General features: G+C 52.5%; 22 protein-coding genes and 1 pseudogene. 19 read left to right on the forward strand and 4 right to left on the reverse strand.

Annotated elements, in window-relative coordinates; all coding sequences use genetic code 11:
• The first annotated feature begins 676 nt into the window (after positions 1-676).
• From lptC to xerD, 12 genes are all read left to right on the forward strand, one after another.
• On the forward strand, positions 677-1,273 hold the full coding sequence (lptC, locus tag FJ147_14690) for an LPS export ABC transporter periplasmic protein LptC (GenBank protein MBM4257133.1): 597 nt from the start codon (positions 677-679) through the stop codon (positions 1,271-1,273).
• The gene (locus tag FJ147_14695) at positions 1,273-1,908 is read left to right on the forward strand and encodes a hypothetical protein (GenBank protein ID MBM4257134.1); all 636 of its coding nucleotides are present in this window, start codon (positions 1,273-1,275) and stop codon (positions 1,906-1,908) included. The genes lptC and FJ147_14695 overlap by 1 nt, the downstream gene beginning before the upstream one ends.
• Complete coding sequence (gene lptB / locus FJ147_14700; protein MBM4257135.1) at positions 1,905-2,648, forward strand: LPS export ABC transporter ATP-binding protein; 744 nt, start codon at positions 1,905-1,907, stop codon at positions 2,646-2,648. Before FJ147_14695 ends, lptB begins: the two co-directional genes overlap by 4 nt.
• Before the next feature lie 6 nt (positions 2,649-2,654).
• On the forward strand, positions 2,655-4,100 hold the full coding sequence (rpoN, locus tag FJ147_14705) for an RNA polymerase factor sigma-54 (GenBank protein ID MBM4257136.1): 1,446 nt from the start codon (positions 2,655-2,657) through the stop codon (positions 4,098-4,100).
• 46 nt (positions 4,101-4,146) lie between these two features.
• Positions 4,147-4,608, forward strand: coding sequence for a PTS sugar transporter subunit IIA (locus FJ147_14710; protein ID MBM4257137.1), 462 nt, complete (start codon positions 4,147-4,149; stop codon positions 4,606-4,608).
• 31 nt (positions 4,609-4,639) lie between these two features.
• Positions 4,640-5,488, forward strand: a complete 849-nt coding sequence (gene rapZ, locus FJ147_14715) for an RNase adapter RapZ (protein ID MBM4257138.1) — start codon at positions 4,640-4,642, stop codon at positions 5,486-5,488.
• Complete coding sequence (locus tag FJ147_14720) at positions 5,451-5,786, forward strand: HPr family phosphocarrier protein (protein MBM4257139.1); 336 nt, start codon at positions 5,451-5,453, stop codon at positions 5,784-5,786. The genes rapZ and FJ147_14720 overlap by 38 nt, the downstream gene beginning before the upstream one ends.
• Positions 5,787-6,054: 268 nt before the next feature.
• Complete coding sequence (locus tag FJ147_14725) at positions 6,055-7,233, forward strand: methionine adenosyltransferase (GenBank protein ID MBM4257140.1); 1,179 nt, start codon at positions 6,055-6,057, stop codon at positions 7,231-7,233.
• A 30-nt stretch (positions 7,234-7,263) separates the two neighbouring features.
• Positions 7,264-8,538, forward strand: coding sequence for an adenosylhomocysteinase (locus tag FJ147_14730; GenBank protein ID MBM4257141.1), 1,275 nt, complete (start codon positions 7,264-7,266; stop codon positions 8,536-8,538).
• Positions 8,539-8,598: 60 nt separating this feature from the next.
• A complete protein-coding gene (locus FJ147_14735) occupies positions 8,599-10,206 on the forward strand; it encodes an N-acetylmuramoyl-L-alanine amidase (GenBank protein ID MBM4257142.1) in 1,608 nt (535 codons plus the stop codon).
• Between the two features lie 199 nt (positions 10,207-10,405).
• Positions 10,406-13,132, forward strand: a complete 2,727-nt coding sequence (glnD, locus tag FJ147_14740) for a [protein-PII] uridylyltransferase (protein MBM4257143.1) — start codon at positions 10,406-10,408, stop codon at positions 13,130-13,132.
• Positions 13,129-14,058 (forward strand): site-specific tyrosine recombinase XerD, encoded by a 930-nt coding sequence (gene xerD / locus FJ147_14745; GenBank protein MBM4257144.1) that lies wholly within the window; start codon positions 13,129-13,131, stop codon positions 14,056-14,058. Before glnD ends, xerD begins: the two co-directional genes overlap by 4 nt.
• A gap of 27 nt (positions 14,059-14,085) precedes the next feature.
• Here xerD and FJ147_14750 read toward each other — a convergent pair whose 3' ends face one another.
• The 3 genes from FJ147_14750 to meaB form a co-directional block, all read right to left on the reverse strand.
• Complete coding sequence (locus FJ147_14750) at positions 14,086-14,448, reverse strand: clan AA aspartic protease (GenBank protein MBM4257145.1); 363 nt, start codon at positions 14,446-14,448, stop codon at positions 14,086-14,088.
• A 39-nt stretch (positions 14,449-14,487) separates the two neighbouring features.
• Positions 14,488-15,582 (reverse strand): Zn-dependent alcohol dehydrogenase, encoded by a 1,095-nt coding sequence (locus tag FJ147_14755; protein MBM4257146.1) that lies wholly within the window; start codon positions 15,580-15,582, stop codon positions 14,488-14,490.
• A 140-nt stretch (positions 15,583-15,722) separates the two neighbouring features.
• Positions 15,723-16,709, reverse strand: a complete 987-nt coding sequence (gene meaB / locus FJ147_14760) for a methylmalonyl Co-A mutase-associated GTPase MeaB (protein ID MBM4257147.1) — start codon at positions 16,707-16,709, stop codon at positions 15,723-15,725.
• Between the two features lie 136 nt (positions 16,710-16,845).
• Here meaB and FJ147_14765 point away from each other — a divergent pair, with 136 nt between their 5' ends.
• Positions 16,846-17,622 (forward strand): enoyl-CoA hydratase/isomerase family protein, encoded by a 777-nt coding sequence (locus FJ147_14765; GenBank protein ID MBM4257148.1) that lies wholly within the window; start codon positions 16,846-16,848, stop codon positions 17,620-17,622.
• 937 nt (positions 17,623-18,559) lie between these two features.
• Positions 18,560-19,591, forward strand: a complete 1,032-nt coding sequence (locus FJ147_14770; protein MBM4257149.1) for an NACHT domain-containing protein — start codon at positions 18,560-18,562, stop codon at positions 19,589-19,591.
• Between the two features lie 1,018 nt (positions 19,592-20,609).
• Here the strand turns inward: FJ147_14770 and FJ147_14775 are convergent.
• Positions 20,610-20,891 (reverse strand): annotated as a pseudogene (locus FJ147_14775) (energy transducer TonB).
• A gap of 529 nt (positions 20,892-21,420) precedes the next feature.
• Here FJ147_14775 and FJ147_14780 point away from each other — a divergent pair.
• The 5 genes from FJ147_14780 (at position 21,421) to FJ147_14800 (ending at position 25,858) form a co-directional block, all read left to right on the forward strand.
• Entirely contained in the window at positions 21,421-22,938 is a 1,518-nt protein-coding gene (locus FJ147_14780) for a hypothetical protein (GenBank protein ID MBM4257150.1), read from the forward strand.
• Between the two features lie 7 nt (positions 22,939-22,945).
• Entirely contained in the window at positions 22,946-23,338 is a 393-nt protein-coding gene (locus FJ147_14785) for a hypothetical protein (protein MBM4257151.1), read from the forward strand.
• 15 nt (positions 23,339-23,353) lie between these two features.
• Positions 23,354-24,643 carry a VWA domain-containing protein gene (locus FJ147_14790; GenBank protein ID MBM4257152.1) on the forward strand — a complete coding sequence of 430 codons (1,290 nt, stop codon included), beginning with the start codon at positions 23,354-23,356 and terminating at the stop codon, positions 24,641-24,643.
• Between the two features lie 62 nt (positions 24,644-24,705).
• On the forward strand, positions 24,706-25,530 hold the full coding sequence (locus FJ147_14795; GenBank protein ID MBM4257153.1) for a heme-dependent peroxidase: 825 nt from the start codon (positions 24,706-24,708) through the stop codon (positions 25,528-25,530).
• 40 nt (positions 25,531-25,570) lie between these two features.
• Positions 25,571-25,858: a DUF2188 domain-containing protein gene (locus FJ147_14800; GenBank protein ID MBM4257154.1), complete on the forward strand. Its 288-nt coding sequence runs from the start codon at positions 25,571-25,573 to the stop codon at positions 25,856-25,858.
• Positions 25,859-26,333: the final 475 nt, after the last annotated feature.

Consider the following 26,333-nt stretch of genomic DNA (forward strand, 5'->3'; position numbering starts at 1 on the left):
GAGAGGCCGGGGGAAAGAAGCTCTTCAATTGTGTCCATTCGGTCATGGTCAGGTCCGTTGGATAAACTCGCGGCAGTGTATTCATCCCTCAAGCTTACCAATCCCTTTTTCAAAACACTCTCTTAGGCCACATTCCGTATTACGTGGAGCTGGAGATCCAACACACTGTCCCAGTGTCGATCTTGATGGGACGCCACGAGTGTCAGGAACCTGTGACCTAGGCGCATTCACATTTCGCTGAGGAGATCACTGAAAAAGTCAGAGGAAACACAGCCGGTGAAAGTCTCAGGTTCCATATAACCATTTTTCTCTCGAACTTTTCAGTCGAAAGAGGTTCTCTCTGTCGTTCTCCACGGCCGTGAGTCTTGCGTTACTTTTGATACTCTATTACTCACTACGCTGAACTGAGAATTTGCTCAAAGACGGCTGGACAGTACAATTCGGGGAAGTGGAGTTCGTTTTTCGCGAGCCAAATGCTCGGACCTAAAAGGCCGACCAGGATAATTACAAGCACGTAAAATCACGTAGTTGCCCTTCCTTCCTCAGGAAATTCCTGATCGGCTTTCCCTTTGATGGAACAAAGGGTAGTCTACGAAAGGTGACAGGCAAAAAACTTGCCACCTTCATTGCGCAAGATGAAGGGCGTAGGGTATTTTGAGACGGGTGGAAAAAAGTAATGAGTCGTAGTCAGGGACGGTTTATTGTTTCAGCACTAGTCTTCGTCTTGCTCGCCATAGTTGGTCACCGTTTGGTCATCAATAGTCAAAGCGGGGACAAGAGAATCGAAGAGCTGACCAAGTCTGCCCCTGTTCCTGTGAATAAAGATGGGCAGGAGATGAACGATTTTACACGCGTCAAGGTTCGGCCCGATGGAAAAAAGGCCTGGGAAATTGTCGCTCGTAAAGCGCGCTATTCGATGGAAGACCATCTGATCATCGTTGATACGCCACAGTTCTCGTTTTATCCAAAGGATGGCGACGCTTTCTCATTGCGCAGTCGTGAAGCTCGTGTACTCTTGACCGCTGATAAAAAAGAAGAAGTATTACGCGTCGAGTTGAATGGTGACCTGGAGATGCAGATCGGCGATTTCGTTATTACGACCCAAGAGGCAATCTTTGACAGTGAACAGAATCGCATCTCCTCCCAAGCCGCAGTACAGATTACCGGGCCAGACGTCAACGTTGCCGGCAAAGGATATGCGGTTGACGTGGTCAACAAATCCATGACCTTGGACGCAGACGTACAAACCACGTTAAGTAGGAGAGAGAGTTAATGAGGATGATGGTCAACCGTGGGGTTGGGCTCATACTGTTGGTAATGGTGTGTAGCGGAGGCCGTATTGGATTTGCCGCAGACGACAAGAGCGTTGAGGCTGGGAACCAAGCAGCGAAAAGCCAGACCCCATTCGATGCTTTTTCCCTTTCGTCCGGCAAAGGGCCAATCAATATCCGTTCTGGGAAGTTAGAGTTCTTTTACAACGAAAAGCGTATCGTTTATCGCGGTGGGGTGATTGCAACACGTGACAACGGCACCATTAAGAGTGAACTCCTCACCGTTACCTATGAAGAGCAAGCGAGTACCACCAACCCAACTCCTCCTGATAAAGGACTTACCACCAAAGGTCGCCAGCGAATCAAAGATGCGGTGGCAGAAGGGAATGTAGAGATCACGTCAGAGAACGGGAACGCGACGTGTAAAAAAGCGATCTTCAATGAACTGAAGCGTACGGTCGTGCTCAGTGGCGATGCGGTCTTGCGCGACGGCGACAATGTTGTGAAAGGGGAAACGGTCACCGTCTACCTTGATGAGAACAGAGTAGCTGTGGAGGGCGGAGCGGATACAAGGCCGGAGATGCAACTGAATCCCAAAAGTGACGAGAAAAGCAAGAAAGAGGCAAAGGTACGGTGAGCAACAAGGCGGTGTTGTGCGGCGAACAGCTGTGTAAGTCCTATGGGAAACGACCAGTGCTGCACGATGTTTCCATCGAAGTCCGCGGGGGAGAAGTGGTTGGTCTCCTCGGCCCAAATGGTGCGGGCAAGACAACAACGTTCTCGATTATTGTTGGCATCCTACGACCCGATAAGGGAAATGTACGATATAATGGTGAAGACATTACGAACTTACCAATGCACATGCGAGCGCGGAAAGGCATTACCTATTTGCCGCAAGAGCCATCGGTTTTCCGTAAACTCACGGTCGAGGAGAACGTAATGGCCGTGCTCGAAACGTTAGATCTGACGGCTGCCGAACGTCGTATGCGTCTTGGTCAATTGCTCAGAGAATTGCATATCACGCACCTCGCTCCTCAACGGGCAGAGTCTTTGTCTGGTGGCGAGCGACGACGCGTGGAGATTACGCGTGCCCTGGTGATGTCGCCTTCATTTATGCTGCTGGATGAACCGTTTGCCGGCATCGATCCATTATCAGTGAATGACATACAAGAAATCATCGCTCAATTACGCAGTCGGGGGATTGGTATTTTGATCACCGATCACAATGCCCAAGAAACATTACGGATTTGTGACCGGGCGTATCTGCTCACGGATGGTACCGTGTTCCTTTCTGGCACCCCAGAGGAACTGGCAGCCAATGAACAGGCTCGACAAGCCTACTTAGGACAACGCTTTAGTCTGCAAAGCCGAGGGTAAATCGTCATGGCGCTTGATATACGACTGCAGACGAAGCTGCAGCAAAAACTGGTGATGACGCCACAGCTGCGTCAAGCCATTAAAATCCTCCAACTTCAACGCGAAGAGCTTGATACGCTTATCGACGAGGAACTTGCGGAAAACCCGGTCTTAGAACGCACCGAGGGCGAAGAGCCGCTCACCAGCGGCCCGCAAACTGAAACTGAGATCGCAACGGTCGATAGTCCGACGCCCACTCCCCAAGATGACATCAACTGGCAAGCCTACCTGGACAACAACAGTAACGACATGCCGGCCTTGCCAGCAACCGGAAGTGATGATGACGATGACGATCGGCTCAACATTCTGGAAAACGTATTAACTCGCGCCGAATCGCTCGCAGAACACCTCTCTGAGCAGTTGCGTTTTCATGAACTGCGTCTTGAAGAGGAACGGATCGCCTCTGTCATTATCGGCAACTTGAACGTCGACGGCTATCTCAAGGCTCCTCTTGAAGAACTTGCAGCCAGTGCCGGAGTGAACGTTGAACTCGCCGCTTACGTGCTGCAGCTCATCCAGTCGTGTGATCCCATTGGCGTTGCCGCACGTGATTTACGTGAATGTCTGTTATTGCAATTGCGCGCGCATGCACTTGAAGATCCAGACGACGCTTCAATCATCGCTCTTGCGATACGGATTGTACAAGATCATCTCACTGTCCTTGAAGGGCGACGCTTTGATCGACTCGCCAAAGACCTGGGAGTGACTGTTGAAGAAGTCACACAGGCCTTCAAGCTGATCACCTCTCTTGAACCAAAGCCAGGACGAAATTTTGGTGAAGGAGAAATCCGCTACGTCACTCCAGATGTTGACGTGAGAAAAATGGGCGAAGAGTACTTCGTCACCTTGAATGAAGAAGGGCTGCCGCGCTTAAAAGTGAGCCAGTCGTATCGACGGTTGCTCGCGGAAGGTGGCGACGCCAAAGATTACATTCAAGAAAAACTCCGCTCCGCCGCTTGGTTGATTAAAAGTATCCAACAACGGCAACATACGCTCCTCCAAGTCGCTCAGAGTATTGTAAAGTTACAAGGTGATTTCCTGACGTATGGTGTCTCGCAAATGCGTCCACTCGTGTTACGCGATGTTGCCGAAGATGTCGGAATCCACGAGTCGACCGTCAGCCGTGCCATCGCCAACAAATATATGGCCACACCGCGTGGCATCTTCTCGATGAAGCGATTTTTCACTACCGGCTTGAAGAGCCACCATGGACAACAAGATGTGGCTGCGGAGAGTGTCAAGGAGCAGATTCGCGAGATGATCACCGCCGAGGATCCGACGCGGCCTTTGAGTGATGAGGATATCGCCAAAAGATTAGTGCAAAATAACATTGACATTGCCCGTCGCACGGTGGCCAAGTATCGTGAAGCCATGAATATCCCGCCGTCGGCGAAACGCAAACAAGGAACGTAAAGGACGACACCAGGGCGTTTCTTCGAGGGGAAAGGACCCCTACCACATGCGCGTCGTTGATATCTTGGCAGAAGATTTAGTCATTCCACAATTGCAGAGCACTACCAAAGCTGAAGTGCTCCACGAACTTGCACAGCATTTAGCCACGCAACGTGCCGATATTCGTGCGGAACAGCTCGTCTCCGTCTTGCTTGACCGCGAACGGTTGGGCACCACCGCGATTGGTGAAGGCATTGCCATTCCACACGGTAAGCTCCCTGGGTTAAAGAACGTCGTCGCGGTTTTTGGTCGGAGTCCGCACGGTATCGACTGCCATTCCTTGGATGGGTTACCAACCAAACTTTTTTTCCTACTGGTCGCCCCAGAAGAAGCGGCCGGTATTCATTTAAGAGCGTTAGCCAGGGTGTCGCGCCTGCTGAAAGACAAAGCCTTCCGTGAGCGCCTGCTGCAGGGCGCCAATCAGGCCACCTTGTATCAGGTGATTTGTGAAGAAGACGCCAGACTCTGAATCTTTTGCCCAAGACACCTCACCGACAACGATGCAGGTGGTTATTGTCACTGGCCTTTCAGGGTCAGGCAAGAGCACGGCTATTCACGTGCTCGAAGATCTGGGGTTCTATTGTATTGACAATCTTCCGGTCGCGCTCATTCCCCGCTTTCTCGAACTCTGTGCCAATAGCGAAGAGCCGATTACTCGCGTTGCGCTGGGGATTGATCAGCGTGAACGTGTCTTCCTCCGTACGTACCCGGATGTCCTCGCCGACTTACGCAACCGGGGACAGCTTGTCCAAATTCTCTACCTTGAAGCAGCGGACGACGTCTTGCTACGACGGTTTAGTGAGACACGTCGCCCTCACCCCGCAGCTGGCAGCGGTGGTGTCTCTGAAGGCATCCGCACTGAACGTGAGTTACTCGCTGGACTGCGAGAGATGGCAACGCAGATCATTGATACCTCAGTCTTTACCGTACACGAATTGCGCGAAAGATTACGCCAAACCCAATCTCGTACCCCTAATGCGCTTGTGGTGACACTCGAATCCTTCGGCTACAAATATGGCGTTCCAGTTGACGCGGATGTGATGTTCGACGTGCGGTTCTTAGCGAATCCGTTTTTTGTTGAGGAACTTCGTCTGCAGACCGGCCTTGATGCAGCCGTCGCTGCCTACGTTCTGCAGCGCCCAGAAGCCATCCTCTTTCTGACGCAAGTCAGCGCGTTGCTCGAATCAACCTTGCCCCTGTATATTCGCGAAGGGAAGAGTTACTTAACAGTAGCCGTTGGGTGTACCGGCGGTCGGCATCGATCCGTTGCGATTGTCGAAGAACTCGGGCGTCGCTTAGCGACATGGGGCTATGTCACACATCTCCGACATCGCGATTTGCAGCGTTAGGAGCAACTTCACCTCCATGGCAGACGAGCCCAGTACAGCTGCTCAGCTTACGCTTCTCAATAGACAAGGCCTTCATGCTCGTGCGGCTGCCACCTTTGTACGTGCTATTAGTGGATTGCAAGCGAACGTCACTGTCAGTTGGCAGAATCGTACGGTGAACGGCAGAAGTATCCTTGATCTTATGACACTCGGCGCTCCATGCGGCAGCGTACTGGAAGTCGAGGTACGAGGAGCTGATGCGGAAGCTACCCTGGCAGCGCTGACGAGAGTCGTAGAAAATCGATTTTATGAGGAGTGAGAACTTGGGACGAGGGGCGAGGGATTTGGGACTTGTTGAGAAGAGAAGGGCTGAGGGCTGAGAACTAAGCCTCTGAAACTTTTGACTTTTGCATTTTGACTTACCGTTTTCCACGCATTCACACGCATTAACACCATTGTCGCCTGAAGCCTCAAGCCTCTCACCTTCAGCCTCGTTTTTACATTTGCCCATTGACGCTCATATCGCTATTCTATTACATGCGCCTGCTTTCCTGTAGGGCAGTGCAGAATCAAACGAAGGAGAGTGTATGCCGGCGAAAGATTTTCTTTTCACCTCAGAGTCGGTCTCTGAAGGTCATCCAGATAAGATGTGTGACCAGATTTCCGACGCGATTTTAGATGCCTTGCTCGCACAAGATCCCGAGAGCCGTGTTGCGTGCGAAACCCTTACCAAAACCGGAATGGTCGTTGTTGCCGGTGAGATTACCACTCGCGCCAACATAAACTACGCAGACGTCGTCCGTGAGGTCGTTCAGGACATTGGCTATACTAGTTCAGAACTCGGCTTTGACGCCACCACCTGCTCGGTCCTCAACGCCATCGGCCAACAATCCCCCGACATCTCACAAGGAGTCACGGAAGGTGAAGGCCTCCACAAGGAGCAAGGCGCCGGTGACCAAGGCATGATGTTTGGCTTTGCCTGTGACGAAACCAAAGAGTTCATGCCGTTCCCGATTTATACGGCGCATCGCTTGGTTGAAGCACTGACCCAGGCGCGTAAAAGTGGCCAGTTGCCATTTCTGCGCCCGGACGCAAAATCGCAGGTCACCGTTCACTATAAAGATGGGAGACCTGCCCGGGCCGACACGGTGTTAATTTCGACCCAGCATCATCCAGATGCAACCTATAACACCATCAAAGAAGCGGTCATCGAAGATATCATCAAGAAAGTCGTGCCCAAAGAATTCATGGATAACAAGACTGTCTTCTTGGTAAACCCGACGGGCCGGTTCGTGCACGGTGGTCCGTTCGCTGACTGCGGACTCACAGGTCGGAAAATTATTGTTGATACCTATGGGGGCTATGGCCGCCACGGTGGCGGTGCATTTTCGGGCAAGGACCCGTCCAAAGTCGACCGCTCCGCTGCCTACATGGCACGCTATATCGCGAAGAACGTCGTCGCCGCAGGGCTTGCTTCACGTTGTGAAGTGCAAGTCGCCTACGCGATTGGTATGGCCGCACCTGTCTCTGTGCTCGTCGATACATTTGGCACTGGCGTCATGCCGGACGAACGCATCACCAAAGCGGTCACCGACGTTTTCGATCTGCGCCCGGCAGAAATCATCAAAACCTTGGGACTCAAACAACCGATCTATCGCCCCACCGCCTCGTATGGCCACTTTGGGCGACCAGCTGACGGCAACAAATTCACCTGGGAACGTATTGATCGTATCGACGCACTCAAACGTGCAGTACAAAGCGCATAACTTGAAGAAAGGAAAAAGGGAAACACCATAATGGCATCCGTTAAAGGAGACGTAAAAGATTTTGCCTTAGCCGCGCTTGGCAAAAAGCGTATCGACTGGGCCGAGCAGCATATGCCGGTCTTGCGCTCAGTTCGTGAACAGTTTGCCCGCACCAAACCGCTGAAAGGCATCCGCCTCTCGGCGTGTTTGCACGTCACTACCGAAACTGCGAACTTGATGCGGACCCTCAAAGCTGGTGGCGCAGAAGTCCTGTTATGCGCTTCGAACCCGTTGTCTACACAAGACGATACCGCCGCTTCACTCGTAAAACATGATGGCATTCCCACCTTTGCCATCCGCGCAGAAGACCGTGACACCTACTATTCCCATCTGCACGCCGTCTTAGCGACGAAGCCCGTCATCACGCTCGATGATGGTGCTGACCTGGTCAACTTGTTACACACTGAGGCAAAGTATGCCCAGCAAGCTGGTAGCATGCGCGCCAGCTTAGAGGAAACCACCACTGGCGTCATTCGCCTTCGTGCGATGGAGCAAGATAAGAAGCTGAAAATCCCAGTCGTCGCGGTCAACGATGCGGATACCAAGCATCTGTTCGACAATCGCTACGGCACCGGACAATCGACCGTCGACGGCATTTTACGTGCAACAAACATTTTGTTTGCTGGTAAGAATGTTGTCGTAGCCGGCTATGGCTGGTGCGGTAAAGGTGTCGCCATGCGCGCACGCGGTATGGGCGCGCAAATCATTATCACCGAAGTGAACCCGATCCGCGCGCTCGAAGCAGCGATGGACGGTTTCCGCGTTATGCCGATGGGTGAAGCCGCAAAACAAGGAGATGTCTTCATTACTTTGACCGGAGACACCTCGGTGTTGCGGAAAGAGCATTTTGCCAAGATGAAAGACGGCGCCATTCTCTGTAACTCAGGCCACTTCGATGTCGAAATCGACCTCGTTGCTCTGAAGAGCATGTCAAAAACCGTTGAGAAAGAGGTCCGTCCCAATGTCGATGCGTATCGGATCGCCAGCAACCGTACGGTTTACGTTCTCGGCGAAGGCCGCCTCGTTAACCTCGCCGCTGCCGAAGGTCATCCCGCAGCAGTGATGGACATGAGCTTTGCTACGCAAGCACTCGCGGTCAACTGGGTCATCAATAATAAGAAGGCCCTCGATACTCGCGTCCATCAAGTACCCAAGTCAGTTGAGGAGTACATTGCCACGCTGAAACTTTCCAGCATGGGCCTCAAGTGTGATCGTCTCACTGCTGAGCAGAAGAAATATCTCTCCTCGTGGGAGTTTGGGACATAAGCAGAACCTTGGTTATTACAGGAGGTGAATGAGGTGGACGGAGGAGGAAAGAACAACGGCATGAATGCAATTACTCTTTCCCCTCTTCCCTTCTGTCCTTCCGTTCCTCTCTGCCTTCCTCTTCCGTTTCTTTACCATTTCACACAAAAAGTTCTCAACGCCGCTTTCTTCGTGCTCCTGCTCAGTTCTTTTGCCGCGGCTGCACCACGCTCCTCCGTCATTCAAGGCATTCGTACCATCTCTTCAGCGGACGCCACCCGGGTGGTGATCTCTCTTTCAGGCCCCATCTCTTATGAGCTGGTTGCAGAGCCGTCTGCTACGGTCTCAACGGCTCCGACTCGCCTGCATGTGCGGTTTTCTCCTGCCGGTCTGGCACCAGGTGTTCGTACAACTGCCAAAGTTGAGGATGGTCTTCTCAAGGAAGTACGCACTGGTTTAATCGAGGATTCAGTTATCCGCGTTTCACTTGAAGTCGAACGATTGGGAACCTATCGGGCGACAAGGTTTCGCTCTCCAGATCAACTCGTTATTCAATTACGTAAACAACAACACAGCATCACCCCTATCGGTCTGCCACCACGTCTTCCAAACCTCACGACATCACAGAAAGTTGTATCAGATCGGCAGATCGCAATGACCCAATCTTCCCCTGTTCCTTTGCCTCCTGCATCGACACGCTTGTCAGAAAAGTCATCTCCTCAAGTCATTACCAACGAAGCGAAACGCGGGGTGCGCGAAAAAGAGCCCCCTCCGTCACTGCCAGCTCCTCGTCATGACACTCCGCTGCCCAATGCGCAGACAGCTACCAAAAACTCCGAACCCGCTCCGTCGCCCTTCCCCTCCTCTTTGCCTTCACCTCCGACAACTCCAACAGATCGACAAGCAGCAATCATCTTACCCCTTCCAGCCCCGATTCGACCTCCGACGAAAGTTGAAGAGCCTGAACCCATACCGTCCCCAGCCCAGAAACGATACCGGATTATGATTGATCCCGGGCATGGCGGTTCCGACCCAGGCACCCAGAGTGCGAGCGGACTCCAAGAAAAGACCGTAGTCCTTGCAGTCAGCAAGCGGCTTGCGCAGAAACTACGTGCTCGTTTGGGGGCCGAAGTCGCGCTCACACGCACAACCGACGTCTTTATCCCTTTGCCTGAACGAACTGCCCGAGCCAACGCGGCAAAAGCGGACCTATTCATCTCGATCCATGCGAATGCAAGCCCCAACGCAGAGACACATGGGATAGAAACGTATTACCTCAACAACACTGAAGATCGTGCAACCATCAGACTCGCCAAGCTGGAGAATGGGATCCGGGCTCGGCAGCAACTACCGCAACGGGAAGCATCACTCTCGTACATTCTCAGCGATCTCATCCAAACCGGCAAAGAAGAAGAATCGATTTCACTCGCGCAGGCGGTGCAAACAGCGCTTGTCAATCAGGCGAGGACAGCCGTTCCTCACGCTAACGATTTGGGAGTCAAAAAAGGGCCATTCTATGTGCTCGTCGGCGCACATATGCCGTGTATTCTCGTAGAACTCGCGTTTCTCTCTCACGCTACCGAAGCGCAACGCCTCGGTTCCACGACCTATCAGGAAACCTTGGCGGAAGGGCTGTATCGCGGTATTGCCGAATTTCTACGCAATGGCCCGTCAGCGAAGAACTTGTAGTAGCCAAGCATGTTACTTGTGCTGGGAGATCGTCCGAGACTGCGGGTCTCGCGTTGCTCGTCCAGCATGATGGGGTATGCGTTTTCACCATACGAGTGAAAGTGGGTCCGGCTCCTCTTCCCTCGCTCATGCCATGCACAACTCCTTGTGGCGTGCTACCATTGCCCCTCGATGCCAAGGACCGTGAGGGGACATAGCTATGATTGAGACCGACACACCTCCGCCAGTGGAAACGTTTGCCATCCCATTGCCACCGTTGCCACCGGCAGATCTCGACATTGAAGCTGACCCGCAATTTAACCTTCGCGCGTTGAGCAAAGACTATCGCGCTCGTGTGTACAGCGAACTAGAAAAACAGCAGCTTGCTGGTGCGAGTGGCACCACCCTTGTCAGTCTCCACACCCGTCTGATCGATCGGCTGATCCAATATCTCTTTGCCGCAGCAACGCAACTGTACACCCGTCGCAATCCGCGACTCCATCAACGCTGTGTCGTATTTGCCCAAGGCGGGTATGGGCGTGGAGAACTGAATCCGTATTCTGACATCGACCTGCTCTTTCTTTATCACTGGAAAATTACCCCCTATGTAGAAACCATTTGTGATACCCTCTACTATAGTCTCCTCGACGCGGGGTTTATCGTCGGACACGCAGTCCGCAACGTGCGCGAATGTGTCGCGTTGGCAAGTCGAGACTTACAAGTCAAAACCGCCCTCCTCGACCACCGGTTTTTATGCGGTGACGAACAGCTCATGCACGAATTCACCACGGCAACCGAACGCGAGATTGTGGCGAAGAATTCCGAGCGTTTCTTCCAAGAGAAGGCCCAGGAAAGTCAAGAACGTCATCGTCGGCACGGTGATTCGATCTATATGCTGGAACCTCACATCAAAGAAGGAAAAGGCGGCCTTCGTGACCTGCACACTGCCGGGTGGCTGGTCAAAGTCAAATTCAAGGTTCGCACTCTTCGTGAACTGGTCCCCAAAGGGATCGTCACCGCAGCGCAATTGGATGAAGTTGAAGCCGCACGTGATTTCTTGTGGCACGTACGCAATAGTCTGCATTTACTCGAACATACTGAACAAGATGTGCTGACCTTCGAACGACAAGAAGCGCTTGCCCCACGACTCGGGTTCACTGATGTCGCGAGTTTCATGCATGAGTATTATCGCCATGCCACGACCATCTCCGCGTTCTCCCGTCTGATGCAAGATCGGTGCGTCACCACGTCACGGCTGTCATCTTTTCTTGGCCGCGTGCGAGGCCGAGAGATTCGTGAAGGAGTCCGTATTGCGGAAAATGTCCTCTCTATTACCAAGCCAGAGATTTTATCCCGCGAGCCAGTCAACTTGGTGACCCTATTTCACGACGCTCAGCGTCATGGCGTACAACTAGCCAACGACTCTCAGCAACTCATCCGCGATACGGTCCCCAAACTCCCCGTTGCCTTAGGTGAATCCCCGCCGTTACGCACCGCGCTGTTCACCATCCTCGCCTGGAAGCAGCGGGTGTCACCGACACTCAATATCATGCATGATCTCGGGGTCCTTGATTGGTTGCTACCGGAATTGGGCCGCTTACACTGGCGTACGCAACGTGAGCTCTATCATGTCTACACAGTCGATGCGCACTCACTACAGGGCGTGGCTGAAATCGAACTGCTGCGTGATGGAGCCTACAAGGCCACACACCCACTCCTGACACAAGTCGTTAGAGAAGTCGATAAAATCGAATTGTTGTTTCTTGCCATTCTTTATCACGATGTGGGTAAAGGATATGGACACGACCACGATGAACGTGGCGCGGCAATGGTCAAAGACACTGCGGCTCGCTGGAACCTCTCTCCTGATGACACCCACGAGTGGCATTTTCTGGTGCAGCACCATTTACGTATGTCTTCTATTTCTCAGCGCCAGGATCTCTCCGACGAGGCGGTCATCACGAATTGTGCACGATTCGTTGAAACCCCAGCATTGCTGAAAAAACTCTACTTGCTCACTTTTGCCGACATGAAAGCCGTCGGCCCGAAAGTGTGGAACCCGTGGAAAGGTGAGTTACTCGATGAACTCTACCTCCGCACCCTGGAAGTCCTGGAAACCGGAGAACCGGTCGAGGAGAATCGTGAGGCACGGTTACAACGGCGCAAAGAGCGACTTCTCCACGCCCTTACGCCCTTGGGGTCACCGACAGCCGTATCGGCATTTCTCAGCGCCGCTCCGGAAAACTACCTGTTATCAACGCCCGAAGAAGCGATTCCACGCCACTTCGAGCTGGTGCACCGCTTCCTACGCCAGAACGGCAGTGGTGAGCCGGAGCCGTATCGCGCAACACTCACGCATTTCCCTGAGCGGGAGTTTAGCGAACTGACGATTGTGACCCGCGACCGCCCTGGCCTCTTCGCGATGCTCACCGGGGTACTGAGTTCCGCCGGGTTAAACATTGCTGGGGCACGTATCTCTACTAGTGAAGAAGGCCTCGCTTTGGACGTTTTTCAGCTTTCGCATGCCGATCGCAAAGAGGTCGTCATGGATGCAGATACTTGGACGCATATCTATTCGCGGCTTGCCGAAGTGCTCAATGGCAAGCGCACACTCGACGATTTGTTGCGCGCCACCCGCGCGCCATCGTTTCTGCATAACAAACAGTCACGCTACGGGACCGACGTCACGGTCGATAACGAAACCTCTCCCGATTATACAGTCATCGATATTACTGGCCCCGATCGGATGGGGTTTCTCTTCACCATTACGTACACCCTGTTCGCCCTTGATCTCGAAATACACGTGGCGAAAATTACCACCAACGTCGATCATGTCCTCGATATCTTCTATGTCACAGATAGACATGGGGCAAAAGTTTCCCACCCCGACCACATTACGGAACGTATTCGTCAACGCCTGCTCGGTACCAATGGAGGAACACGATGAGTGACACGGCGCAAACTGCATCTTCAGCAACTCCATCTGACGTCCAGATCGATCGTTTTCTTGCCTATATCACTGTTGAAAAAGGCTTGGCAATCAATACGATCGAAGCCTATGGGCGAGACCTCGCCGACCTCCGTCGCTATCTGGCGACACAAGAGATGGACGACCTGAGCGCAGCCGGTTCTCGGCACCTCATTGGGTTTCTCACCATGCTACGCGACCGTGGGCTGTCAGCACGAAGCCAAGCTCGCATGCTAACGACGTTGCGCCGATTCTATCAATTTCTCGAACGCGAAGAGCTGCTCACCGGGAAGAATCCAACCGCAAACTTGTTATTGCCGAAGATTGGGCGTCGATTACCGCAGGTTCCCTCACAACAACAAGTGAAGGCCGTATTGGAAATACCGGAACATGACTCAGAGCTTGGTATTCGCAATCTCGCGATGTTGGAGCTACTGTATGCTTCTGGATTACGCGTCTCCGAATTGATTCATCTGGAAGTGAAACATATCAACTTAGAAGCTGGATTCTTACGCGTTCGTGGGAAAGGTGGAAAAGAACGGCTCGTTCCGCTCGGGTCGACGGCAAAAGACAAAATCAACCGCTACCTCAAAACTGCACGACCGTCCTTACTCAAGGGACGCGCGAGTAACTATCTGTTTCTGACGCGGTCCGCCAAGCCGATGACTCGCCAGGCATTTTGGCAGCTACTGCGGCACTATGCACTGCAAAGTACGGAAGGCGGGAAATTCTACCCACATGCTTTACGTCACGCCTTTGCCACACATCTGCTTGAAGGCGGCGCGGACCTGCGGGCCGTGCAGGCTATGCTCGGACACGTCGACATCGCCACTACGCAAGTGTACACACACCTGACCAGCGAGCGGTTACGGGAAGTACACAAAAAGTTTCATCCGCGCGGGTAGCACGAAAGGAGGGAGGGAGTGGTATCGTTATTTCAATGGAATAGCAGGTAGCCGCTTCAGTGTCCGATTGGTCGGGGCAACCATAATGCCAACCGATTCAAGAGCCGTTACCCCAAGTAACGGCTCTGCGTTGTCAGGGCCAAAAAGCACTCGTCCAGCAGTGATCTCGCCCATGAACTCTATTTGCACAAGCCCAAACTGATATTCTTGTATCGTGCCATCAGCCAGCTCGTGCGCCATTTTTCCAGCCGGTTTGACTCCAATTTTTTTCAAAGCTTTCGCAGGAGCAAGCGAATCGGTCGCACCTGTATTAACGAGAAAGTCTGCTTCATATTTTCTCCTTGAAGGTTGCGTGCTTTTCAGTGTCACTGTCACATGAGTAAGCCCCATAGTAGCTCTCCGATTCGCGGTTGCCTTTGTTTCTAATGTCTACATGACAACCACACTGCGCGCGACTTCACCACGTTCAAGTGCTGTCATGGCGGTATTCACTTCATCAAGTGAGTAAGTCCGGGATACTAGTTCGTCGATCTTCAATTTCTTTTTCATGTACAGATCAATCAACCGTGGCATATCGACATGCGGTCGAGCCGAGCCATAGACTGACCTTCTGATGATTTTTTCCGTCAGTAAGCTTGAGGCAGGAATCGTAACCGTATCTTCACGAGATGGTGCGCCAACAACGATTGTCGTGCCACCTTGCCGTGCACATGCATAGGCCTGTTCGATGGTCTTACCTAAGCCGATCACTTCAAACGCATAATCGGCACCACGCCCTTCGGTCAGGCCACGCACGGTTTTGACGAGATCCTGCTTGGTCGGATTGATCGTATGCGTCGCGCCAAACTGCTTGGCGTATTCCAACTTGTTATCCATCAAATCGACACCAATAATCGTTGATGCTCCAGCAATCGCGCAGCCCTGGATCACGTTCAAGCCAACACCACCGCAACCAATGACAACACAATTAGTTCCAGGGGCAACTTTCGCCGTGTTGATCGCGGCTCCCACGCCAGTCATCACTCCACATCCGACTAAACAGGCTTTATCTAACGGCACGTCATTAGCAACTTTGATACACGAGGTCTCTGCGACCACAGTATATTGCGCAAAGCACGATACACCAGCCATGTGATAAATTGCTTTGCCATTCTTTTTTAAGCGCGTCGTACCGTCCAGCAGCGTTCCCTTCCCCATCGTCAAACGCATGTTGTCGCACAGGACTGGACTCCCGATGGAACAGTAGTAGCAATGGCCACAGTACGGAGCGAACGACAGCACCACATGATCGCCAGGTTTCACCATCGTCACTTCTGGACCGATTTCCTCAACAATGCCCGCCCCTTCATGCCCAGGCACCACAGGCAAGGGTGAGCGTAACACACCGTGAATCACCGAATAATAGCTGTGGCATACGCCATTGGCGACAATCTTTACCCGCACTTCCCCAGCCTTCGGGTTATCGAGATCGACATCTTCAACCTTCAACGGAGTTTTGAGTTCGTAGAGTACTGCGGCTCTCATGGACTGTCCTCCTGTTACTGAAACAACTACACTTTGCCGTCTCTTTTCATGCAACGCGTGTTACGTGTTACGTGGACTATCATCCCTTAGTTCTCGCAACACGCAACACGCAATACGCAATACGTTTCACGCACCACGTGTTATGCCTCCCGCAACACCGCTCCTTCCAGAATCTTCACTGACGCTGCATGAGGATCGACCTTTCCCTCACTGACCTCGTCCAGAAAATGCGCGAAGTCTGCATCGGTTTTTGCTTTGGTGGTCAGGCGACGGCGTACCTCGTACTCAACACGCGAGAGCAACTCTTCGCGGCGACGAGCTTTGCGACGACGTTGCAACTCGCCACTCTCAGTCAAATACTGATGATGCTTGCCAAGCGCCTCGAACAATTCGTCCATACCGACATTATTGAGTGCCTGAGCCTGCAGCACGGGAATCCGCCAAAAGAGTTGGCCAGGTTCTGGATGTGGCAAATTACTGTATTTGAGATCGAGCATCAGGGTCAATTCAGTCTGCATGCGATTCGCACCGTCGCGATCAGCTTTATTGACGACAAAGATGTCAGCGATTTCCATGAGGCCCGCTTTCATCACCTGCACGCCATCACCAGCTTCAGGAACCACAGTCACCAGCACGGTATCCGTTGCACCCATAACATCGAGTTCGGTTTGGCCAACACCGACAGTTTCGATCAAGACATAGTCACGACCAAATGCATCCAGAAGTTTCGTCACATCTTTGGTCGCGCGCGAAAGACCACCATGACTCCCACGTGTCGCCATACTGCGGATGAAGACACCTTTATCGAGATAGTGCTGCGTCATGCGGATACGATCACCGAGGAGAGCGCCGCCAGTAAATGGACTCGACGGATCGATCGCGACAACTCCGACGGTCTTCCCTGCTTTGCGCATGAGGGCAGCCAGACGATCGACGACACTCGATTTGCCAGCACCCGGAGGGCCAGTAATCCCAATGGTAAACGCCTTCCCAAGGCGCGGAGAAATCGCTTCTAAAATGGGGCCAACTTCTTTTCCTTCACGTTCAACCAGAGTCATCAAGCGTGCCAGCGCCACTTCGTCGCCAGCAAACATTTTGTCAAGTAATTGTGTCAGCGTGATTGCCATGAATATCCTTCGGGGTTGGGGATTGAATGTAGAGAGTAAAACGTAATACGTAATGCGTAAAGGGGAAGGAACGGTTGTTACGTTTCACGCTTTGCGTTTTATGCTGAACTGATTACTCCCCCTGTAGGAGACGCTGATGGAATGGGACACAATTCGCCTGGAAACCGAAGGACCCGTTGGGTATCTAATCCTTGATCGTCCAGCCTCATTAAATGCAGTGAACGATCGACTGATCACTGACTTAGAGGAAGCGTGTAAGGCAATTCAGGCCGATACGAGTCTGCGCGTGGTCATCCTCAAAGGTGAAGGACGAGCGTTTTGTTCGGGGATGGACTTGCGTGCGGCATCCATGCGCCCCACAACAACCGAGGCAATTCGCGCGACCTGGGCGCCGTGGGAGCGGGCGCTCCAGATTCTTGACAGCCTCGATCAACTCACTATCGCCTCGATTCATGGTCCGTGTCTCGGTGCCGGATTTGAACTCATCCTCACGTGCGATTTCCGTATCGCTGCAGGCACCGCCTTCTTCTCCTCACCACAAGTGTTGTACGGTTCTCCTGCCGACGCCACGGCAACCTATCGCCTGCCGCAACTCATCGGTCTCGCCAAAGCCAAAGAGATTATTATTCTTGGCGAACGTTTCGATGCGGCAAAAGCCGAACAATGGGGATTGTTAACCAAAGTGGTCGAACCTGGCCGTCTGGCCGAAGAAACGCAAAAGCTCGCCGAACGCTGCTTACAAGTCGGCTGGAAAGCTGCTGCAGCAGTCAAACATCTCCTCGCCCAATCATGGACGATGGATCTCCAAGACCTGGTAGCTGGCATCGATCATGGACGTACGGCTTCGTTAGAAACCAGTGAGTTTAGTGAGTCGATGGAAGTGTATCGGGAGAAGAGGAAGCCAAGGATTTAGGCTCTGGGCTTTGGGATCTGGGCTCTGGGATTTAGGTGTCGAGTCTCATGACATCGCGTACTCATTTTTGTGCAAAAATCCAAGAAATTCGACGAATTCTTAGTGCGCGATGTTATGAGACCTGACATTTAGGAGTTGGAAAAAAAGAAAATTTATGCAGGATCGATCTATCACCCACCTTTCCTCAACCAGATCCTAAGTCCCAATTCCCAACTCCCCTTAGGAGAGAAAGTAGGCCGGAATAAGCGAAGCGTTTCCGGCAGATCATGCCACAAACCGCTGTAAGCCACGCCAAATTATCAGTTTGTTTTATTTACTTGTCTCCTCCTATTCGTGAATGCTATCGTCACGAACGGGAGGAGGTATGGCAAAATAAGAAGTCCCATTTCACCCACTCAGTGAATTGCTACCCAAAACCGAAGCTGGAGATCGAGAGTTCGATCATCTGGTTATGCAACTCTTACGCGCTGAGGAACCTTATTCGCTTTCCCAGCGACAACAGGTTCTTGTTATTGAGCAAAGCTTCTGGCTCGTCGGGCAGACGTTATACCTCTTGCAATATCCTTCGTGGCAATATCAGAGCTACCCCGCTCCTACTTTCGTGCAGGAAGCAATCAGGCGAATGCACGCGATAACAAACGAAGGGAAGCAACTATCTCAGCTTGTGATAATCGTACCGAGCACAACTCCTTCTCTCGCCAAAGGATTTACACAGTTCGTTGACGCTGTCCAGAAAGCGCTTCCGTAAAATTGTACTAGAGAAATATGGAACGCTGCCGCACTTAAAGAAAAGATCGTTGCTATTCCTCCGCTTGGTCTGCGCTACTATCCAGCATTCCTTCCCAATGGGCGCGAACGGCGGCAAAGCATTGAGACCCATCGGAACCGCTATAATCAGGAGTTCGCTAAGCTTCACGGCAAAATTAACTTCGTAGGCATGTCCGTCTATAAAGAGGAGGCATCATCCAGTGTCGACATGGAGAAGATTTACATTCCTCTTTGTGTCGTCCCTGAAGGCGCAGTTGAAACCGATGCTCAGACAACACGGACCAATCCCCTTTCGCTTCTCACTCCGGGGTCTCGACAGGTCATTCTTGGTGACCCTGGCTCGGGAAAATCTACCCTCCTACGGTTTCTCGCCTTGGCCGGACAGCAACAACAGCTCATAGAACGCTATGGTGCGCAACCAGATGAGCGACTGCCAATCTTAGTAACGCTACGACGCTATGCCGATGAACTGAAATCCCGACCGACGTTGAGTCTTTTCGACTACATCTTCGAACTCACGAAGAGTGAATTCGATCTAGAAACCGCAGATCAAGAGTTTCTCCCCTACCATCTTGCCGCCGGACAGGCCCTGCTGTTTTTCGACGGCTTAGATGAACTTCCTAGCTCCAACTTTAAGCAAACAGTTCGTGAACGAATTGAGGCGTTGTTGTCTGAATATCCTGGGAATACCGCGATCTTGACGTCACGCATTGTCGGCTACGATAAAGACGTCCGCTATGACAATCTCGGGTTCTCTCACCATCGTATCGCTCGTCTGAGTGTAGACGACATCAGCAACTTCGTTGGCAACTGGTATGGCGCGCGCATTGAAAACAAAACTGAACGTGAGCGCCACACCAACGACTTGATTCGTATCGTGAACGATGCAGAAAGTCGCGCCATCTGCGAGCTCGCGGAAAATCCGTTGCTTCTGACCATCATCTGCCTCGTCCATCGTATTGATGCCGTGCTCCCTGATGAACGTGTGGTGCTGTATCAGAAATGCACCGAGACCCTCTTGAACACCTGGCATGCGTGGAAATTTCACAGCGAACAACCGCGCAGTCGTAATAAAGTTGAGCGCCGCAATCGTGCTCGCATGGAAGCTATCGCCTACTGGATGCACTGCCTGTTCGAAGCGGAGGGACAAGGGAAGCGCTCCGTCGTCCCATATGACAGCATTCGTACTTTCTTAGCGTAGTACATCAGGCAGAACGAAAATCCTGTTCGTGACGATCCATCTACACTGGCAGAAGAATTTCTCCGTTTCGTCAAAGAACGTGCAGGCTTGCTCATTGAAGCTGGCGATGAGTTGTACAGTTTCGTCCATTTGACGTTCCAGGAATATCTGGCAGCAACCTATCTACGGAAAAGTGGGGAAGCTGGTGGCATGGATGTCATTTGGCAAGCCGTTCAAAAGGATCATCGCTATGGTGATAGTCGCTGGCATGAGGTCATTCGGTTGCTCGTCGGTTCACTCGAACAGATCGAATCGCAAAAATACCTCTTGGAGAGAATCATCCCGAAGCACAATCACGGCTCTCTAGCGCGAATCATCGCGCAACAGAATCACGACTATTATATGGAATGTGCCGTCGTTGCTGGCGGATGCCTGCTCGATAGCGTCGACGCGGCTGAGGAGATGCTGGAGCAGGTTATTGAAAGCTTGCTGAGAGCGGCTGCCAATGCAAATGAGGTTGAATCTTTACGCAAACCACTGCACATCTTACGGACCTGGCAGGAAAAAGAACCAGAGAATCGTGCCCAGATTGGCAAGTCTGCCGAGAAAATTGCTCGGGGATCACGCGCCGAACAGCTCCGAATAGCATTAGCTCTTACCCTGGTTTCTTTAGGGTGGAACGATGAGGAGGTAAAGCAAGTTACACCTTTCCTTTACGACATCAGCAAACGGAGCGGCCAGGTTTATGCCACCTGTTTACTTTCTCACAACCGTCCGGCTCAGCTTCTTTTGTCAACCGCGGAACAGGAGTTGTTCCGCACAGTGCAGAACTGGTTTTGCCTGGAGTCAAGCTATACAAATTTTGTCGCGCTGGTTCTTGCAGCCCTGAGCTCAACGGTTAGAGCAGACGCTCCGTGTCCGTCTTTTGCCCAGTTTCTCAACTGCTTTCTTGGAACCGGCCCATTCTTACTGCACCTCTCGACATTCCTCCTCTGCAGTTCCCCTATCGATAAAGGTCAAGAAGAAGAGGCAAGATTCCTGGTTCAGGCTTGGGATCTGGCTCGGGCTCTGGATCTGGATCGGGTTCGGGATCTGGATCGGGTTCGGGATCTGGTTCGGGTTCGGGATCTGGTTCGGGTTCGGGATCTGGCTCTGGCTCTGGTTCTGGATCTGGATCTGGATCGGGTTCGGGCTCTGGTTCGGGTTCGGGCTCTGGTTCGGGTTCGGGCTCTGGTTCGGGTTCGGGTTCTGGATCGGGATCGGGCTCGGGCTCTGGATCTGGCTCTGGATCTGGTTCGGGATCTGGATCTAGCTCGGGCTGGAGGGACCTTCTGGCAAAGGTTTCTTAGAGACACAAGCCTTTACTCCCCTACTCTTGATGTGTTGTGTGATCTTTTAGGACTCACCCCGCGTTCGCACTGGTGGGAAGCACTCCGGTTACGCGGGCTCCCGCAGGTACCTGCACGCATTACCTTAACCAATCCACAGGTTTGGCAGCGTACACGGGAAGCCTTCGAGCAACACCGTGCAACCGATGTCGATTGTTTACATGCTGCAACCCAGTTGCTGTTTGACGTCTGGTTATGGATGGTCGAGTCACACAACGAGAGAGAACAGAGTCCCTTTGCGACCTTGGTGCAACTCACGCGCGAGGTCGAATCGCCAGCCTTACGCATTGCGCATTGTCTTCGTGACATCGCCTATGGTAATGAAGCGCGCATCGACGATCTGAGAGCGATGGTGCAATCAGATCAGCCTGACTATCGGCAAATCTTCGAGGAAGCATTCTGGCGAGACCCACAAGAAAGCGAACCAAAGGCACTAACACGTAAGCAAAGGAGACGCTAACCGTGGACCCGAAACTCTTACAACGTCAAGTAGAAAAAATTCTTGACGAGACCACTGACAAACACGTCGATGTCATCGTGCAGATGGAATCCGAGCGTGACACCTCACGTCAGTTAGCGCGGGCGGCTGGGGAAGCTTTGTCACGACGGCGATTGTCACTCACTCCACGTGACCTCTTACCCGGACCGTATGACAAAACGATCTCGAAACAGGTCAGACAGGAAACCGCGAGTACCCGTGCCTTGTTGGGTAAAGCCACACAAGAAACCTTAGGGCTTGCGCAAATCCAACGGTTAGCACGGGCTCCTATGGCCCCACTGCTCAGGAGCGGGCTCGTCAATACGGCGCTTGCTCGTATGGTGCAACCGGCACGGAAGAGCGCCAAGGAAAAGCCACAACCTGGTTCCTTTTGGACCTCGCGTGCCATGCCACTGCGTTTGGATCGCGACGAGTTGCATAAATTGCCTAATGCCGTTGATCGCATCAAATCTATCAATCGTAATCGCCAGCTCACGGTTCCGACCATGATGGAGGTCAAGCAACTGGCAGTCGAAAGCGAAGACAGCCTTTCTTCTACATGGGGGCTGGAACAGATCAAGGCGCTTGCGACCTGGGGTGTTCATGACGCTCGTGGAAAAGGGATCACGATTGGTTTGTTAGATACTGGCGTAGATGCGACTCATCCTGATCTGCAAAAGAAAGTTGCCCACTGGGCGGAGTTTGATTCACTTGGCAACAAGCTCAAGAGTACGAAACCGCATGACAGCGACGCTCACGGTACCCACTGCGCTGGGACGCTGGTGGGCGGCAACGCGTCAGGTCGACTTATCGGTGTAGCACCGGAGGCGAAGTTAGCTGCGGCCCTCGTCCTCAACGGTGAAGAAGGCGGAACGGATGCGCAGGTATTAGCAGGGATCGACTGGGCGGTGGAAACCCGAGTTGATGTCATCAGCATGTCGCTAGGGGGCTTGGAAATGGATGCCGAAACACCACCAACCTACACCGAAGCCATCCTCTCCTGCATGGAGGCTGGTATTCCCGTGGTCGCGGCGATCGGCAACGAAGGGCAACAGACAACTGGCTCTCCTAGCAATGACATCTTTGCCTTGAGTGTTGGCGCTACCGATCACCGCTTGCGGGTAGCAGGCTTCTCTGGCGGGCGAACACAAGTTATTCGTGAGAGCGATTTCATTGATCCGAAATTCTTGCCGTTAGTGTATTCGAAACCTGACTTATCGGCTCCTGGTGTGGCGATCTATTCGAGTGTCCCAGGAAGAGAGTGGAAAGCTTTTAATGGCACCTCGATGGCCACACCTCATGTCGCAGGAGCTATCGCCCTCCTTCTCAGCGCCACTAGCATCAAAGCCAAAGAAACCGGTGCTCATCGAACGTTTCTGATTAAAGATCTGATCTGTGGCGCGGTAGAAGAATTAGGGGAGTCCGGGCAGGATCACCGGTATGGGTTCGGTTTCTTGAACGTACTACGCGCTATCGACTTTGCCCGTGCACGAGGGTACTAAAAGAGTCATGGCAAGCAAGACTGTCACAGCTTCTCCCGAGGCAACCTATAAGCCAACCATTGAGGACCCTGACCTTCTTGCCTGGGTCTCTGCAGAAAGCAAAGAGAAACGAGAACTGATCGTCGAAGCGAGAATGCCAGAACGGCAAGTCACGTTTCAGCGTCGCCCTGATGGGAAATCTATACCTGTCGGGATCGACTCCAGTGCCTCCTCTGACCGGGCCGAGACGCTCACCCAACTTTACCAGCTCTTGGCAAATAGCGTTGATGTTTCTCCTGTTCTTCTCAAAGCGGCTGGAGCAATCGCGGTGAAAGCATCAAATCGGGAAGTGCGGAAGTTTGTTGATCATCCACTCGTAAAATGTATTCGCTCAAATCGCAGGCTACGCAAGTCAACGTAACCAGCAAAACTTGGAATGAAAGAGTCGTGGTACGTCGATAAGAAAGAAGAGAACAGACTGGCTCCCGGCCTCCGGCCCCCGACCCCTTTTCCCGAGTTAGTCCTGCATTTCATTACTGAACTCCGCGCCGCAGGGCTTCGCATTTCCATCGCTGAAAGTATGGACGCAATGGAAGCGGTTGGTGCAGTTGGTGTTGAGCAAGATCTTCTGCGTGAAGCATTAGCCGCGTGCTTGGTGAAAGAGGAAGACGATCGCTTCATCTTTGACGAAATCTTCGCGCGTTTCTTTGCTGGCCCTAAAGGACGACGAAAAGGCAAACTGCAAACAAGCTCAGGAGAAGGTGAGCGACAAAACATAAAGACACAAGGTAACCCTGGTCGTCCGCAAGACGAGCCACCAGAGGAGTCACGCAAGGCAAAGAGTCAAGTCTCTAAACCGTCTGAACAGCAACCCACAAACAATGAAGATCAAAAAACAGACAATAAGCCTGCAACTCCGAACCCCGAACTCCGCCCCCTGGCCCCCGACTCCCAGCCCCCAGCTCCTGAACTCCGAACTCCAGCCCCCAGCCCCCAGCCCCTAGCCCCTAAGCGCAAAGCGCTTCTCGAAAAACCCTTCCACCTCTTCGACGCTCGTGATGTCGAAGAAACCAAAGACCTCGTCGAAACACTCGCCCGTCAATTTCGTGCGCGGCTGAGTCGGCGTTACAAACCACGCAAACATGGACGGCTCGATTTTCGTCGTACTATTCGCACCTCGATGAGTCATGGTGGCGTGCCGATTGAACTGCTATTGCGCGGACGTAAACCAGGCAAGCCAGATCTTCTTGTCCTCTGTGATTTATCCGGTTCGGTCGCGACAGTAACCGACTTTCTGCTTGCGCTCATTGCCCCAGCCGCTTCGTATTTTCGTCGCGTTCGCTCGTTCGCTTATGTTGACCGCCTCTGCGAAGTCTCCTTCGAGAATGGTCATGTGATTCCGCATACAGAACTTGACCTTTATGCGCGCTCTGACTTCGGCAAAGTCTTACAACAGTTTTGGCAATATGATGGTGAACAATTGCTGACCCGACAGACACTCGTGTTGATTCTTGGTGATGCACGTAACAATCGCCGCCCGCCGCGTCCAGACTTGCTTATCCGCATGCGTGATGCTGGCAAGAAACTCGTGTGGCTCAATCCTGAGCCAGTCGCACGCTGGAACACCGGTGACAGCGTAATGAAATTGTATGAGCCAGCCTGTGACATCGTCTTAGCCTGTGGTAATTTGAGGGAATTGATGACCGCTCTTAAGCTCGCGATTTAAGGATACACTCTATGAAACACGAACACGGAATGGCTCAATCCGAAACGCCCGACACAGCGACCATGCCTCCTGTCCCACTCACTCTCGAAGGCTGGAGCATGCTTCACCAAATGTTTCGTATCCGCTGGACTGCCTGGCGCGCACTGCCAGCCACAGAACAAAAGTCCATCATCGAAGAAGCCTGCGCCACCTTCGCAGTAATGGAGCAACGCAAAGATGGACAGAGTGCGCTGTTCTCCATGCTCGGTCACAAAGGCGATCTCCTCCTGTTACATTTTCGCAAGACGTTTGATGAGCTGAACGAAGCCGAGTTACAACTTGCAACACTCCGCTTCAACGAATTCCTCGAACCGACGACGTCATATTTGTCAGTCGTCGAAATGGGCCTGTATGAAGGCAGCACGCGGTTGTACACCTCACTACAAGAGAAAGGTATTCAGCCTGGAACAGCAGAATGGCAACAAGCAGTTGATGCAGATTTGGCGCGACAACGACAAGCGATGAGTGCACGCCTGTGGTCTGAAATTCCGCCACGTCGTTATGTCTGCTTCTATCCAATGGATAAGAAACGTGGCGAGATCAAGAATTGGTACAGTGCCTCAATCACCGACCGCCACCTGATGATGCGTGATCATGGCATGATCGGTCGCAAATACGCCGGGCAAGTCACGCAGGTTATCTCCGGCTCGATTGGCTTTGACGATTGGGAATGGGGCGTCGATCTTTTCACGGACGATCCACTGGTGTTCAAAAAATTGGTCTATGAAATGCGCTTTGATGAAGCGAGTGCGATCTACGGCTTGTTCGGCACGTTCTATGTTGGATTACGGTTCGCGGCGCAGGAGATCGGAACATTAATGGGAGGAACAACGCCAAAGTTTCCATAAACACAGGAGGCCGCGTAGCATAGAAGAGAGGCGAGTCTGTATGCAAACAAAGAAACGAACGCTAAAAGCACCAACCGCGACGGGCAAGATTCCACTTCGAGAGATTAGAGCCGCGGTACGAGCAATCCATGTTGTCCCCAATCCAGGCGGTGGGTGGGAAGTGAAAAAATTAGGTGCACGCCGACTTGTCGAAAATTTCCCCAGCAAACGAGAGGCTCTCGAATTTGCACGGTCGATTGGCAAGCGACAGCATGTAGAGCTTGTCATTCATGAACGCGACGGAAACATCGAGTGGGAGAATTTACCCGAGCAGGACCTGAAGAACTGATGGCCTCGTACGACGAAAGTGTTTTTATCAACTGTCCTTTTGATCGAGAGTACCAGCCAATTTTCCATGCCCTTGTCTTCACGGTCCATGATTGCGGTTACTTCGCCCGATCAGCACTAGAAATCGAAGATTCAGGCCAAATTCGTATTCAGAAAATTGAACAAATTATCGCGGACAGTCGACTGGCGATACATGACATCTCTCGAACAGAACCGGACGAGGAAAGTGGTTTACCACGGTTCAACATGCCCCTCGAGCTGGGATTATTTTTAGGGGCCCAGCGCTGGCCTGGTGCAAAGACGCCTCACGCTGCCTGTTGAAAGTGGACCTGCTTTTCTTCCGCTAGCGTGAGCTGGCGGAAGGCCTGTTGGCGTTGGGCCTGGAGCGACGGCCCCAGGTGCTGCTGGCACCACTGCCGGACTTGTGTGGTAGAAACCGTCGCCAGTGCGTCTCGAATCACTTCGGGTGTAGTGGA

It is taken from the genome of Deltaproteobacteria bacterium (assembly GCA_016874775.1).
GTDB lineage: Bacteria > Desulfobacterota > Binatia > Bin18 > Bin18 > VGTJ01.